Here is a 14,521-nt window from a genome sequence, read left to right as displayed (position 1 = left end):
ATGCGCCGCCCCGTAACCCTGATCATGCTCCTCGGACCGCTGCTCGTCGCCGGGTGCACCACGACCCCCGCCGCCCCGGCCGCGACGCCCTCCGCCTCAACCCCGCCGAGCCCGACCGCGCCCGCCGTCGACTACGCCGCCTGGCAGGCGGGGCGGTCGACGCCGGTGGCCGACCCGGTCTATCCGGCCCGGGGCACCGACGCGCTGGACGTCCTGCACTACGACCTCGCGCTGGAGTGGGCGCCGTCGACCACCACCCTCACCGGCACCGCCACGCTGCGGATCCGGCCGGTGAAGGACGCGCCGAACCTGGTCCTCGACTTCATGCCCTACCAGGTCGACAGCGTCACGCTGGACGGCGCGACGGTTCCCGGCGCGGTGGCGAAGGAGAAGCTGACCGTGTCCGCCCCGGTGGTGGCCGACAAGCCGGTCACCCTGGTGGTCACCTACCACGGCCGGCCGAAGACGACCCCGATGCCCTCGCACCGCAAGGACACCGAGGCCCTGGGCCTCACCGTCACCAAGGAGGGCGGCCTCTGGACCATGCAGGAGCCGTTCGGGGCGTTCACCTGGTACCCGGCGAACGACCAGCCGTCGGACGAGGCGCTCTACGACATCCGGGTGACGGTGCCGGCGGGCTGGTCCGCGATCGCCGGCGGCACGCCCGCCGGTCAGTCCGGCACCACGTTCAGCTACCGCAGCACCGACCCGGTCGCGACGTACCTGACCACGCTCGCCGTGGGGAAGTACCAGAAGCTGACCGCGGCGGGGCCGCGCGGCGTGCCGCTGACCTACTGGTACCGCAAGGGCGCGGACGACAAGCTGCTGCCGTACCTGAAGAAGTCCCCGCAGTACCTGACGTGGCTGGAGAAGAAGTTCGGCCCGTACCCGTTCCCCTCCGGCGGCGTCGTGGTGGTGGACTCGGCGTCGGGCATGGAGACCCAGCAGATGATCACGATGGGCCGGAAGATCGAGAACACCGCGGCCCGCCGGGACCGCTGGGGCAGCGACCTGCTGCACGAGTACGCCCACCAGTGGTTCGGCAACTCGGTCACGCCCACCACCTGGCGGGACCTGTGGCTGAACGAGGGCTGGGCGACGTACATCCAGGACCTGTACACCAAGGAGACGCAGAAGCTCAGCGAGGCCAGCCTGGACCGGTACCTGCGCGAGGGTGACGCCGTCCTGCGCAAGAAGCTGGGCCCGCCCGGCCGGCCCGACCCGAAGCGGTTCGCCGAGGGCAACGTCTACCTGTGCCCGGCGGCGATGCTGCGCGAGATCCACCGGACGGTTGGCGACGCGGCGTTCTTCGCGCTGGCCCGCGCCTGGGTCCAGGAGCAGCGCAACACGCCGCAGGACCGGGCCTCGTTCATCGCCTTCGTCAACAAGCAGACCGGCCGGGACTTCACCGCGCTGATCAACGCCTGGCTGGACTCGCCGACCACACCGAAGAAGATCACCCCGAAGAAGATCGCCTGACCCGGCGCGGGGCCCCGCCCGTCCGGCGGGGCCCCGCGGCGCGTCTCAGCGGCCCTGGAGCGAGCGGACGTTGTCGCCGAACGTCCAGCCCTTCGACCCGTCCCAGTTGACCGACCAGGTCATCAGGCCCTTCAGGCGTCCCTGGTAGGTGTTCCACGCCTGGGCCACCAGTGCCGGGCTCATGTAGCCGCCGCCGGCGCCGACCTGCGCGGGCAGCCCGGGGACCTGCCGGTCGAGCGGTACGCGGATGGTGGTGCCCTGCACGACCAGGCCGGCGTCGAGGCAGTTGGTCTGCGCGACGAAACCGGCCACCGTGCCCGCCGGGTACGAGTCACCGGCGCAGCCGTACATGGACCCGTTGTAGTACTGCATGTTCAGCCACCACAGCCGCCCGTTGTCGGCGTACTTCTTGACGATCGGCAGGTACGCGCCCCAGATCGAGCCGTAGGTGACGCTGCCGCCGGTGACGTACGCGGTCTCCGGCGCCATGGTGAGCCCGAAGCCGGCCGGCATCTGGGCCAGCACCCCGTCGATGATCCGGATCAGGTTGGCCTGCGACGGGGAGAGCTGGTTGATGTTCCCGCTGCCGGTCAGCCCGGTCTCGATGTCGATGTCGATGCCGTCGAAGTTGTGCCGCTTGAGGATCGGTACGACGGTGGCGACGAACCGGTCGGCGACGGCGCTGGAGCTGAGGTCGATCCCGGCGGTGGCGCCGCCGATGGACAGCAGCACGGTCAGCCCGGCGGCCTTGGCCTGGCACACCTGCGCCGGGGTGGGCACCTTGACGCCGGCGTCCATGCCGTCCTCCCAGAGCACGGTGCCGTCGGCGCGGATGACCGGGAACGCGGCGGTCACCACGTTGTAGCCGTGCCCGGTGATCCGGGAGTCGGTGACCGGGATCCAGCCGAGCCCGGGGTGCACGCCGTTGGCGGCGCCGTCCCAGTTCTCCCAGTAGCCCTGGAGCACCTTCCCCGACGGCCGGGACCGCAGCGCACAGGTGTCCCCGCCCGGCGTGGTCGGGCTGGACGACACCGTGGGCGTGGGCGTCGGCGTCCGCGTGGGGGAAGCGGTCGGGGAGGGCGTGGGCGACGGCGGACGGGTGGTGGGGCTCGGCGACGGCGTGCCGCCGGTGCAGGCGCCGAGGTCGGTCCAGAGCGCCGGTACGGCGGCCGGGTTCCAGCCCGCGCCGGCCGGCGGGGTGTGCGTGACGAGCGCCTGGTAGAGCCGTCCGCCATAGGTGGCCCGGCTGCCGGCGGTCCAGGTGACGCCCTCGGCCCAGGCCGGCGCGTCGCAGGCGACGAGCGTGCCGGCGGCGCCGGTCGGCGTGGCGGCGGTGGCGGGCAGGGCGGCGGCGGTGGCGGCGAGCAGCGCGACGCCACCGAGCAGAGCGGTCATCCCACGTCCGAGTCGCATGACATACCTCCTCATCGATGCGCCGGAGGTTATCAGTTAACTTTGTTAAGTGTAAATGCGCAGTACGCTGTCACCGCTTGGTTCACGGCGTGAACGCAGGTCGCCGCGGGCGGCCGGGAAGGACGGCGGCGGACGTGGACGCCAGACGCACCACGGTGCGCGACATGCGCCGGGCCAACCGTTCGGTCCTGCTGACCCGGATCTGGCTGGACGGCCCGCTCAGCCGGCACGAGCTGGGCCAGTCCACCGCGCTCAGCCTGGCCAGCGTCAGCAACCTGGTCGGCGAGATGATCAGCGAGGGCCTGGTCGAGGAGGCCGGCTCCGTCGAGTCCGACGGCGGCCGCCCCCGCGTGCTGCTGCGCGTCGCGCCCGGCTACGGCTACCTGGTCGGCGCCGACGTCGGCGAGACCCGCGTCCAGGTGGAGCTGTTCGACCTGAGCATGACCGCGCTGGCCAAGGCGGAGTACCCGATCGCCGCGGCCGATCCCGACCCCGAGCGGGTCGCCGCTCACCTGCGGCACGGCCTCGCCGCCGTCACCGAGCAGGCGGGCGTCGACCCGGCCGCGGTGCTCGGCTTCGGCGTCGCCGTCGCCGGCACCGTCGAGCGCACCGCCGACGCCGTGGTGCACGCCCAGACGCTCGGGTGGGACGGCGTCCCGCTCGGCGCGATGCTGCGCGCGGGCACCGACGTACCGGTGCACGTGGACAACGGCGCGAAGACGCTGGGCCAGGCCGAGATGTGGTTCGGCGCCGGCCGCGGCGTCCGGCACGCGGTGGTCGCCCTGGTCGGCTCCGGCGTCGGCGCGAGCGTGGTCGCCGACGGCGTCGGCTACCGCGGCGCGCACAGCAGCGCCGGGGAGTGGGGCCACACCACCATCGTGTACGGGGGCCGCCGCTGCCGCTGCGGCAACCTCGGCTGCCTGGAGGCGTACGTCGGTGCGGAGGCGGTGCTGGACCGGTTCCGCCAGGCCAACCGGGGCCGCCCGGCGCCCGGCGCGGACGAGGAGACCGCCTTCGGCGAGCTGCTGCGCTCCGCCGGCCGCACCGCCGCGAAGGTGATCGACGAGACGGTCGGCTACCTGGGCGCCGGGGTCGCGAACCTGGTGAACCTGTTCAACCCGGAGCGGGTGGTGCTCGGCGGCTGGGCCGGGCTGGCCCTGGGCGAACGGCACCTGCCCGCGATCCGCGAGGCGACCGCGCGGCACGCGCTGCGCCAGCCGTACGCGCAGACCTCGATCGAGCTGTGCCGGCTCGGACCGGACGCGGTCGCGATGGGCGCGGCCACCCTGCCGATGACCCGGCTGCTGCGCGACGGCGGCGTGCTCCGCGACGCGGCCGCCCGCCCGGCCCCAGCGTGGGGACCGGGCCGCCGTCACTGACCGGCCCGGTCCCCACGCCGCGCGGGCGTCAGCGCTGCCCGCGTACCCGCCGCACGGTGTCGCGGTACCACAGCGCGCTGCGCTTGGGGATGCGGCGCTGCGTGTCGTAGTCCACCCGGACGATGCCGAACCGCTTGTCGTAGCCGTACGCCCACTCGAAGTTGTCCAGCAGGGACCAGGCGAAGTAGCCGCGCACGTCCGCGCCGGCCGCCCGGGCCCGTGCCACCGCCCGCAGGTGCTCGGTGAGGTAGCCGACCCGGTCGTCGTCGGCGACGAACCCGTCGGCGTCCGGCTTGTCGTCGAACGCGGCGCCGTTCTCGGTGATCACCAGGGGCGTGCCCGGGTAGTCGCGGTGCAGCCGCACCAGCAGGTCGGTGAAGGACTCCGGCACGATCTCCCAGTCCATCGCGGTACGCGGCAGGTCACGGCGGACCACCCGGCGCACCGGCTTGCCGTCGTCGTCGCGGTCGCGGCCCTGCTCGTCCACCCCGGAGTGCAGCTGCCCGAAGTAGTAGTTCACACCGAGCACGTCGATCGGGGTGGCGATGACCTCCAGGTCACCGTCCTCGACGGGGATCCGCACCCCCTCGGCGGCCAGGTCCGCGACCACGTCCTGCGGGTACTCCCCGCGCAGCACCGGGTCGAGGTAGAGCCGGTTGGCCAGCCCGTCGGCGGCCCGCGCCGCGTCCCGGTCGGCCGCGCTGCCGGTCTCCGGGTCGGCGGTGGACAGGTTCAGCGTCAGGCCCAGCTCGATCGGGGACCGGGCCGCCTCGCGCAGCCGCCGCGTCGCCAGCCCGTGCCCGAGCAGCAGGTGGTGCGCCGCGGCGATGCCGTCGCCCAGGTTGCGCCGGCCCGGGGCGTGGTCGCCGTAGGCGTACCCGAGCATCGCCGAGCACCACGGCTCGTTGAGCGTGGTCCAGGTGCGGACCCGGTCGCCGAGCGCGGCGAAGACCAGCTCCGCGTAGTCGGCGAACCGGTACGCGGTGTCCCGGTTCGGCCAGCCGCCCGCGTCCTCCAGTTCCTGCGGCAGGTCCCAGTGGTACAGCGTCACCCACGGCTCGACGCCCCGGCCGAGCAGCTCGTCCACCAGCCGGTCGTAGAACGCCAGCCCGGCCATGTTCGCCGGACCGCGCCCGCCCGGCTGCACCCGGGGCCAGGCCACCGAGAACCGGTACGTGTCCAGCCCCAGGTCCGCGATGAGCGCGACGTCCTGCGGCATCCGGTGGTAGTGGTCGCACGCCACGTCGCCGTGGTCACCGTTGGCCACCGCTCCCGGCACCCGGCAGAACGTGTCCCAGATGGACGGTGTGCGGCCGTCCTCGGCCACCGCGCCCTCGATCTGGTACGACGACGTCGCCACCCCCCACCGGAAGGTCGGCGGCAGCGTGTCGATCGGGTCCGGACCGGCCACTGATGACGGGCGGGTGAGGTCGGTGTCCATGGTTCTCCTCGCGGGTAGCGGGTGGTGTCGGGCGGGTCAGCGGGACAGGGGCGCGACGGCCGGGTGCAGCCGGCACGCGACGGCCCGCGCCGGGTCGTCGACGCGCGGCGCGCCGAGCGCCGGCACCTGCTCGTCGCACCCGTCGAACGCCTTCGGGCAGCGGGGGTGGAACGCGCAGCCGGACGGCATGGCGCGCAGGTCCGGCGGGGAGCCGGGGATGCCGGTCAGCTCGCGGCGCGGACCGTGCAGCGCCGGGAACGAGTGCAGCAACCCCTCGGTGTACGGGTGCAGCGGCTCCCGGTAGAGCCGGGCGGCGGGCGCCTCCTCGACGATCCGGCCGCCGTACATGATCGCGATCCGGTCGGAGAACTCGACGAGCAGCGACAGGTCGTGCGTGATGAACAGCACCGCGAAGCCGAGGCGTTCGCGCAGCTCGGCGAGCTGGCCGAGGATCTGCCGCTGCATCACCACGTCCAGCGCGGTGGTCGGTTCGTCCATGATGACCACCTGCGGTTCCAGCGCCAGCGCCATCGCGATCATGACCCGCTGGCGCATGCCGCCGGAGAGCTGGTGCGGGTAGCTGTCCAGCCGGTCGGCGGAGATGCCGACCAGGCGCAGCAGCTCCTTCGCCCGGGCCAGCCGGCTCGCCGCCGTGCTCTTCGGCTCGTGCGCCCGGATCACGTCGAGCAGCTGGGTGGAGACCTTGTGCACCGGGTTCAGCGAGTTCATCGCGCCCTGGAACACGATCGACGTCTCCGCCCACCGGAACTCGCGCAGCTTCGCCGGGCTGAGCGTGAGCACGTCGACCGGCGGGCCGTCGGCCGGGTGGTAGATCACCTGGCCGCCGCTGACCACGCCGGGCGGGGGCAGCAGCCGGGTCAGCCCGTACGCCAGCGTGGACTTGCCGCTGCCGCTCTCCCCGGCCAGGCCGAGCACCTCGCCGCGGTGCAGCGTCAGGTCGACGTCGCGGACCGCGCGGACCGCGTCCGCGCCGACGCCGTAGTCGACGCACAGGCCGCGGATCTCCAGCACCTGGTCGCTCATGAGGTCGCGTCCTCTCGGGTGTGGTCCGCCGGCCGCTGCATCGGGACCGGCGCCGGGTTCGGCGCGAGGACCGGGGTGAACCCGACGCGCATCGCGACGGCGCGGCCGTCGGCGGTACGGATCCGGGTCCGGCCACCGGTCCGCAGCCGGGGGCTGACGAACTCGTCGATGCCGAAGTTGATCAGAGCCAGGGCGGTGCCGAGCAGCGCGATGGCCAGGCCGGCCGGGACGAACCACCACCAGGCGCCCTGCGCCAGGGCCTGCTGTCCCTGCGCCCAGAACAGGATCGTGCCCCAGTTCCACGACGAGACCGACGAGACGCCGATGAACGCCAGGGTGATCTCCGACATCACCGCGAAGATGACGGTGCCGACGAAGCCGGAGGCGATGATCGCGGTCAGGTTGGGCAGGATCTCGAAGCCGATGATCCGCCAGGTCCGCTCGCCGGTGGCGCGCGCGGCCTCGACGTAGTCGCGGCGGCGCAACGACAGCGTCTGGGCGCGCAGCACCCGGGCGCCCCAGGCCCACGAGGTGAGGCCGATGATGAGCGCCACCAGCGTGTCGCTGGCCTGGTCGACCAGGGACGTGACGATGATGATCAGCGGCAGCGCCGGGATCACCAGGAACACGTTCGACACCGCCGACAGGCCCTCGTCGGCCGCGCCGCCCAGGTAGCCGGCGGTCACGCCGATCAGGATGGAAAGGATCGTGGCGAGCACGCCGGCGATCAGGCCCACCACCATCACGCTGCGCGCGCCGACCAGGATCTGGCTGAAGATGTCCTGTCCGAGGTGGGTGGTGCCGAACCAGTGCCGGGCCGAGGGCGCCTGGAGCACGTCGGCGCTGCGCGCGTCCGGGTCGTACGGCGCGATCCACGGCCCGATCACCGCCAGGAGCACGTACACCCCGAGGACGGCGAGGCCGGTCGCGGCCTTGGCGTTGGCGACGAAGCGGAACCGGCGGCGGCGCGCCCGGGCCGACGGCTGCGCCATCGCCCCCTGGCCGGGGATGACCTGCTCGATGCTGGACGGGGAGAGTGTCATCGCTCAGCTCTTTCGGGTCCGCGGGTCGAGGAGCAGGTACGCCACGTCGGCGAGCAGGTTCGCCACCAGCACCGAGATCGTGATGATCAGGAAGATGCCCTGCATCAGCGGGTAGTCCTTCGCGCCGACGGCCTGGAAGAGCTGGAACCCCAGGCCCGGGTACGAGAAGACGATCTCCACGAGCAGGGTGCCGCCGACGATGAAGCCCAGCGACAGCGCGAACCCGGACACGTTGGGCAGCAGCGCGTTGCGGGCGGCGTAGCTGAGCGCCACCCGGCGCTCGGAGAGCCCCTTGGCGTGCGCGACGGTGATGTAGTCCTCGCTGGCGACGGTGACCATCATGTTGCGCATGCTGAGGATCCAGCCGCTCATCGACGACACCAGGATGGTCGCCGCGGGCAGGATGCTGTGCTGGAGCGCGCTCGGGATGAAGTACGCGTCGAACGCCGGCACCAGACCGGGCTCGTAGCCGCCGGAGGACGGGAAGAAGCTGCCCGGCCCGGCGAACAGCGCGATCGCGACCAGGCCCAGCCAGAAGTACGGGATCGAGGAGAGGAACGTGGTGGCCGGCAGCAGCCCGTCGATCCACGAGCCGCGCCGCCAGCCCGCGCCGACGCCGAGCGCGGTGCCGAGCAGGAAGCTGACGATCGTGGTGACGCCGACCAGGCCGACCGTCCACGGCAGGCTGTTCCCGATCACCTCCGACACCGGTGCGGGGAAGAACGTGAACGACAGTCCCAGGTCGCCGCGCAGGAGCTGCCCCCAGTAGGCGACGTACTGCTCCCACAGCGAGCGGTCGGAGTCCAGCCCGAACAGCACCCGCAGCGACGCGACCGCGTCGGCGCTGATCCGGCCCTGGTTGCGGGAGATCAGCGACTGCACCGGGTCGCCCGGCACCATCCGCGGGATGAAGAAGTTGAGCGTGATCGCCGCCCAGGCGGTGAACAGGTAGAAGGCCACCCGTTGCAGCAGGAACCTCATCGGGCCGCCTCCGTCCCGGCCTGCTCTGCCTTCTCCGCCTGCTCTGCCTGCTCTGCCTTCTCCGCGGCGACGGTGTCCGCGTCGTACAGCCAGCACGCCGCCCAGTGCCCGGGCGCGTCGTCCACCGGGATCGGCGGCGGCAGGTCGGTGGCGCAGCGCGGCATCGCCGCCGGGCAGCGCGGGTGGAAGCGGCAGCCGGCCGGCGGGCGGATCAGGCTCGGCGGCTCACCGTGGCCCCGCTCGCCCGCCGCCGCGCCGTCGCCGCCCGCGCCGGTGATCCGCTCCGGGTCCGGCGCCGACTCGATCAGCAACCGGGTGTACGGGTGTGCCGGGCGCTGGGTGACGGTCTCGCTGTCGCCGCCCTCGACCATCCGCCCGGCGTACATGACGATCGTCTCGTCGGCGAAGTAGCGGGCCGAGGCGATGTCGTGGGTGATGTAGAGGATCGCCAGGTCGAGCCGGTCCTTGAGGTCCTGCAGCAGGTTGAGCACGCCGAGGCGGATCGACACGTCGAGCATGGACACCGGCTCGTCGGCGAGCAGCACCTCCGGGTCGGCGCCGAGCGCCCGCGCGATCGCCACCCGCTGACGCTGCCCGCCGGACAGCTCGTGCGGGAACGCGTCCAGGTAGCGCTCGGGCGGGGTGAGCGCGACGCGGGTCAGCAGGTCGGCCAGCGCCTTCTCCAGGCCGTCCGGCCCGGTCCCGGCGTTGCCGTGGATGCGCAGCGACCGGGTCAGGTGGTAGCGGACCGTGTGCACCGGGTTCAGCGAGGCGAACGGATCCTGGAGGATCAGCTGCACCCGGCGCACGTACGCCCGGAACCGGCGCCCGCCGCGTACCCGGGTCGGTTCGCCGTGCAGCCGGATCTCGCCGCCGGTGCGCGGGTAGAGCTGGGCCAGCAGCCGGGCGACTGTGGACTTGCCGGAGCCGGACTCGCCGACGAGCGCTGTCACCCGGCCACGGCGCAGCGCGATCGATACGTCGTCGACGGCGTGCACCACCGCCGGGGTGCGGGAGAGGAGGTCACGCAGCCGCCGGCGGACGGGGAAGTGCTTGGTCAGGCCGACGGCCTCCAGCACCACCTCGTCGGCCGGCGCCGGTGCGCTCTCGGTCAACGTCATGCCGAATTCCTGTCTGGGGTTGCCGAAGCGAGGGGCGGGCGCCGCCGGCCCGGCCGGGCGATCGTGGCCGGGCCGGCGGCGCCGGGTCAGCCGTTGGCCGGCTTGAGGTGCAGCACCACGTCCACCGCGTTGGGCTGGGTGGGCTGGAGCGCGCCGTACGGGTTCGAGTCGTCCGGCCAGCCGACCCAGTTCTTCGTGCTGTACGCGCCGCCGATGTTGTCCGCGCCGACCGGGATCATCGGCATCTGCTCGACGAAGATCTTCTGCAGCGTGGCCAGCGCGGTGGCGCGGGTGGCGTCGTCGGTGGCGTTGGCGTACGACACCAGCGCGTCGGTGGCCTCCTTGCTGTCGAACCGGCCGAAGTTGCCCGCCGGGGAGGCGGTGCCGATCGGCTTGAGCACGCGGCCGTCCATGATGGTCCGGTAGATGTCGTACGGCGTGGCGCCGCTCTCGGTCCACCGGAACGTGGCCTCGAAGTTGCCCTGCTCGACGTTGCGGAACCAGGCGTCCTGGTTGGCCTTGTCGATGGTCGCCGCGATGCCGATCTTCGCCAGGTTGCCCTTCACGATCTCCAGGCTGGTCTGGTAGTCCGACCAGCCGGCCGGGTCGGTCAGCCGGATCGTGACCGCCTTGCCGCTGCGGTCCTTCAGCGTGTTGCCGTCCAGCTTGTAGCCGGCGCCGGTGAGCAGCGCCTTGGCGCCCTCGACGTCGACCTTGTGCTCCTGGCCCTTGTACTCGGGCGCGATGAACGAGTCACCGGCCGGGCTGGGCAGGCCGGTCACGCTCTTGACCTCGGGGTGGAAGTAGCCGGCCTCGGCGGTGGTGAAGATGTCCGCCCGGTCGATCACCATGTTCATGGCCTTGCGCAGCGTCGGGTCGTCGAACGGCTTCTTCGTGGTGTTCAGGTAGAGACCGTGGATGCCGAGCACCGGGGGCGCCCACATCTTGTGGTTCTTCTGGTCCTTGGCCACGAACACGGTCTGGTAGTTCGGGATGAAGACGAAGCTCCACTCCGCCTCGCCGTTGGCCAGCGCGGTGGTCTGCGCGCTGTTGTCGGTGTACGAGGTGTACCGCAGCTCCTTCACCTTCGGCAGGTCCTGCCAGTAGCCGCTCTCGCGTACCGCCAGCGTCATGCTCGCCGGGGTGAACGACTTGAGCGTGTACGGGCCGCTGCCGACCGGCTGCTTCACCGGGTCGCTGGCCGGGTCGGCGATCTTCTCCCACAGGTGCTTGGGCACGATCGGCACCCGCCACAGCACCTTCTGCTGGTTGACGAACTGCGGGCTGGCCATCGAGATGGTGACCTCGTTGCCGCTGGCGACGGCGTCGGTGTACGGCACGCCCTGGTCGTTGATGGCCGGGAACTTCTTCACCAGGTTGTAGGTGAACGCGACGTCCTCGGCGGTGACCTTCTGCCCGTCCGACCAGGTCGCGTTCTCGCGGATGGTCACCTTCACCGACTTGTAGTCCGACGACCACTCGGCCTTGGTGGCCAGCCACGGCTTGAACGGCTCGGCCGGCTTCACCGGGTTCCACATCATCAGCGGCTCGTAGATCTGCCACCGGTAACCAAGCGAGGCGGCGGCCGAGGTGGTGAGGAACGGGTTGTTGTTCTCGGCCTGCGGGCCGTTGGGCATGCCGACGCTCAGCACCGTCGCGGCCTGGCCGCTCTTCTTGTTCGCGTTCGGGCTGTCGCCGCACGCGGCGGCGGTGGTGACCATCGCGCCGGCCAGCGCGAGGGCGAGGAGTTGCCGTCTTCTCATGGAGGTCTCCCTCGGTGGTCCCGCATTCCTCGGGCGGGATGTGGTGGATGGAGGGTGTGCGGTGGTGCCACCGGCGGGCGGGCCCGCCGGCGTGGTCGCCGCGGTGCGGCGGGTTGGGTCAGGTGACGCGTGTCGAGTCGCGGGCGGTGAAGCCGGTGGGGATGACGGTCGGGGTGTCCGGCAGCGGGGTGCCGGCGAGGTGGCCGATGAGCAGGCGGGCGGCGGCCGTACCCATCTCCCGCAGGGGCTGGCGCACGGAGCTCAGCGGCGGGTGGGTGTGCCCGGCCAGCGGGAGGTCGTCGAAGCCGACCACCGCCACGTCCTGCGGGACGCGCCGCCCGGCGTCGCGCAGCGCCTGCAACGCCCCGGCTGCCGACAGGTCGTTGTGGGCGAAGACGGCGTCGAACGGTACGCCGTCGGCGAGTAGCCGCCGCACCGCCGCGCGCCCGCACTCGAAGGTGAAGTCGCCCTCCACCACCCGGTCCGGCTCGATCGGTACGCCCGCGTCGGCGTAGGCGCCGGCGAACCCGGCGAGCCGTTCCCGGGTGCAGCCGAACTGCCGCAGGCCGGTGATGACGAGCGGCCGCCGACGGCCGAGCGCCAGCAGGTGCGTGGCGGCGGCCCGCGCGCCCGCCTCGTTCGTGGTCCCCACCGAGGGGAAGCCGGGCTGGTGGCCCCGGTCGTCGATGAGGATGACCGGCAGGCCGCGCCGGTGCAGCTCGGTGATGTAGTCGAGTGTCCCCTCGGGTTCGACCACGAGCAGGCCGTCGAACGACTTGGCCGAGACCTGGGAGGCGAACCGGCGCATCGACTCGTCGCCGTGGGTGCAGGTGAACAGCAGCATGCCGTAACCGGCGGCCTCGACCACGTCGGCCGCGCCCTGGAGGACCTCGCCCATCCAGGGCCAGGTCAGCGCCGGGACCAGCATCCCGACCACCCGGGTACGCCCCCGGGCCAGGCCGACCGCGCGGGCGCTCGGCACGTAGCCGAGGTCGCTGATCACGGCGCGCACCCGGTCGGCGGTGCGCACGTGCACCTCGCCCTTGCCGTTGAGCACCCGGGAGACCGTCGTCTTGCTCACCCCGGCGCGGGTGGCGACGTCGGCGATGGTGATCGGCACGTGACGCTCCCGGGTCGCAGGGATGAGCGGGGTGTTTCGGAACCGGTTGCGGAAGCGGTTCCGTGGCAGTCAACCCAAGCGGCGCGGCTCACGTCAATCACAGACGGATAACGATGCACTCCTAAGTTCGAGCTTTGAAAAAAGTGCCCGGGCTGCGACTCCGCCGATCACGGCGATGAGCAGGGTCGATGCCTTCCGCTCCGGCCCGCGTCTCTCCGAAGTGGAGGTTCAGGGGCGGGCGTACACGTCGCCGGAGTTGGCCTCGTCCGGCAGCGCGCCCAGGTACGCGGCCACCTCGGCGGCCGGGCGCCAGCCGGGCAGCGCGAACTCCATCTCGTCGCCGAGCGCCACCGTGAACCGGGTGAAGCCGAGCGCGGTGAGCCGGTCCAGGCAGCGGGCCGCCGCCACCCGGGCGATGGTGGTGAACTCGAACGACAACGCCGGGACCGGGCGGCTCAGCCCGGCCAGCACGGCGTCCTCGAAGCCCTCCACGTCGATCTTCACGAACGCCGGTACGCCGTACGCGGCCACGAGCGTGTCGAGCGTGGTGCCCGGCACCTCGATCTGCGCGTCCCAGGTCTCGCCCGCCCAGCCGGGTGCGCCGTCGGCGGCGCGGACGAACCCGAGTGAGGCGGTGGAGACCGTGGGGTTGGCCGAGTTGACGTGCAGTCGCACCGGTCCGGCGGTACGCCCGCAGGCCGCCTCCACCACCGTCACCGCGTCGTCTCCCGCGTACATCTCGCGCAGCACCCGGGCGCACAGCGGCTGCGGCTCGACCGCCACCACGGTCGCGCCGAGACGGCGGAAGCTGCCCAGCCGGTCGCCCACGTGCGCGCCGACGTCGAAGACCAGGTCACCGGCGCGGACCAGCGGGGCGTAGAACGCGTCGAGGGCGGCGTCGCGCGCCGGGTCGCCGTGGTAGAAGTCCAGCGACCGGCGCAGGCCGGACATCTCTGGGTCCGCCTTGAGCGTCTCGATCACCCCGTCCCGCACACCCCCGACGCTAGCCAGCGTCGCGTTCGCGCGAGCCGCATTCGCATCCCTGCTTGCCGTCGAATGGAGGCAACCACCCCACCCTCCTAGGACGCCCTGGAGGTGATGAGACTGGTCGCCCAGCCCCCGCGAGATCTTGGTACGAGACGGCCCTCGGAGGGGCCACTTCGTACCAAGATCTTCATCCCGTCCCGCAATGCGGAGGCGGGCGGACGGCCGGTGTGGTTACGGCGTTTCGACGACCTCCTGGCCGAGCGGCCACAGGGCCGCCGGGACCAGCTTGAAGTTGGCCACCCCGAACGGGAATCCGATGATCGTCACGCAGAGCGCGATGCCGGCGAGGATGTGCGACAGGGCCAGCCACCAGCCGGCCAGCACCAGCCAGAGCACGTTCGCCAGGCCGGAGGGGAGACCGGCCCCCGGCTTCGACACGAGGGTGCGGCCGAACGGCCACAGTGAGTACGAGGCGAGCCGCAGCGAGGCGACGCCGAACGGGATGGTGACGACGAGGACGAAGCAGATCAGGGCGGCGACGCCGTAGCCGAGAGCCAGGACGAAGCCGCCGCCGAAGACGAGCCACAGCAGGTTCAGCAGGAAGCGGATCACCACTCCATGATCCCTCGCGTCCGCAAGCGCGCGGCGGCCTGGGAATACCGGCGGGGACGCCGGGTAGAGGAGGGCGTGATCGAGCCGAGCCGTCGTGCATCGGCCGGACTCCCACCCGAACCCGAACGACCGTTAAGC

General features: G+C 72.3%; 12 protein-coding genes. 2 read left to right on the top strand and 10 right to left on the bottom strand.

The window, feature by feature from the left end; genetic code table 11:
- Positions 1-1,479: a M1 family metallopeptidase gene (locus ABIH81_RS24115; RefSeq protein WP_334463411.1), complete on the top strand. Its 1,479-nt coding sequence runs from the start codon at positions 1-3 to the stop codon at positions 1,477-1,479.
- A 45-nt stretch (positions 1,480-1,524) separates the two neighbouring features.
- On the opposite strand, the gene ABIH81_RS24110 is transcribed toward ABIH81_RS24115, so the two are convergent.
- Positions 1,525-2,892 carry a glycosyl hydrolase family 18 protein gene (locus ABIH81_RS24110; RefSeq protein ID WP_349877156.1) on the bottom strand — a complete coding sequence of 456 codons (1,368 nt, stop codon included), beginning with the start codon at positions 2,890-2,892 and terminating at the stop codon, positions 1,525-1,527.
- A 134-nt stretch (positions 2,893-3,026) separates the two neighbouring features.
- Between ABIH81_RS24110 and ABIH81_RS24105 the strand changes: the two genes are divergently transcribed.
- Positions 3,027-4,271, top strand: a complete 1,245-nt coding sequence (locus tag ABIH81_RS24105; RefSeq protein ID WP_349877155.1) for an ROK family transcriptional regulator — start codon at positions 3,027-3,029, stop codon at positions 4,269-4,271.
- A 28-nt stretch (positions 4,272-4,299) separates the two neighbouring features.
- Here ABIH81_RS24105 and ABIH81_RS24100 read toward each other — a convergent pair whose 3' ends face one another.
- From ABIH81_RS24100 to ABIH81_RS24060, 9 genes are all read right to left on the bottom strand, one after another.
- The gene (locus tag ABIH81_RS24100; RefSeq protein ID WP_349877154.1) at positions 4,300-5,712 is read right to left on the bottom strand and encodes a GH1 family beta-glucosidase; all 1,413 of its coding nucleotides are present in this window, start codon (positions 5,710-5,712) and stop codon (positions 4,300-4,302) included.
- Positions 5,713-5,748: 36 nt separating this feature from the next.
- A complete protein-coding gene (locus tag ABIH81_RS24095) occupies positions 5,749-6,756 on the bottom strand; it encodes an ABC transporter ATP-binding protein (protein WP_349877153.1) in 1,008 nt (335 codons plus the stop codon).
- On the bottom strand, positions 6,753-7,799 hold the full coding sequence (locus tag ABIH81_RS24090) for an ABC transporter permease (protein WP_349877152.1): 1,047 nt from the start codon (positions 7,797-7,799) through the stop codon (positions 6,753-6,755). Before ABIH81_RS24090 ends, ABIH81_RS24095 begins: the two co-directional genes overlap by 4 nt.
- 3 nt (positions 7,800-7,802) lie before the next feature.
- Positions 7,803-8,780: an ABC transporter permease gene (locus ABIH81_RS24085; RefSeq protein ID WP_128138332.1), complete on the bottom strand. Its 978-nt coding sequence runs from the start codon at positions 8,778-8,780 to the stop codon at positions 7,803-7,805.
- A complete protein-coding gene (locus ABIH81_RS24080; protein ID WP_349877151.1) occupies positions 8,777-9,901 on the bottom strand; it encodes an ABC transporter ATP-binding protein in 1,125 nt (374 codons plus the stop codon). Before ABIH81_RS24080 ends, ABIH81_RS24085 begins: the two co-directional genes overlap by 4 nt.
- Positions 9,902-9,987: 86 nt before the next feature.
- On the bottom strand, positions 9,988-11,664 hold the full coding sequence (locus ABIH81_RS24075; protein WP_104115738.1) for an ABC transporter substrate-binding protein: 1,677 nt from the start codon (positions 11,662-11,664) through the stop codon (positions 9,988-9,990).
- A gap of 118 nt (positions 11,665-11,782) precedes the next feature.
- Positions 11,783-12,784, bottom strand: a complete 1,002-nt coding sequence (locus ABIH81_RS24070) for a LacI family DNA-binding transcriptional regulator (protein WP_349877150.1) — start codon at positions 12,782-12,784, stop codon at positions 11,783-11,785.
- A 228-nt stretch (positions 12,785-13,012) separates the two neighbouring features.
- A complete protein-coding gene (locus ABIH81_RS24065) occupies positions 13,013-13,735 on the bottom strand; it encodes an FkbM family methyltransferase (protein WP_349881188.1) in 723 nt (240 codons plus the stop codon).
- 267 nt (positions 13,736-14,002) lie between these two features.
- Positions 14,003-14,383 (bottom strand): YccF domain-containing protein, encoded by a 381-nt coding sequence (locus ABIH81_RS24060; RefSeq protein ID WP_349877149.1) that lies wholly within the window; start codon positions 14,381-14,383, stop codon positions 14,003-14,005.
- Between the last annotated feature and the right edge of the window lie 138 nt (positions 14,384-14,521).

Source organism: Micromonospora sp. HUAS YX12 (assembly GCF_040215685.1).
In the GTDB taxonomy this organism is placed as follows: Bacteria; Actinomycetota; Actinomycetes; order Mycobacteriales; family Micromonosporaceae; genus Micromonospora; species Micromonospora tulbaghiae.
Note: the sequence above shows the minus strand (reverse complement) of the source record. Positions and strands in the feature narration are given on the sequence as shown.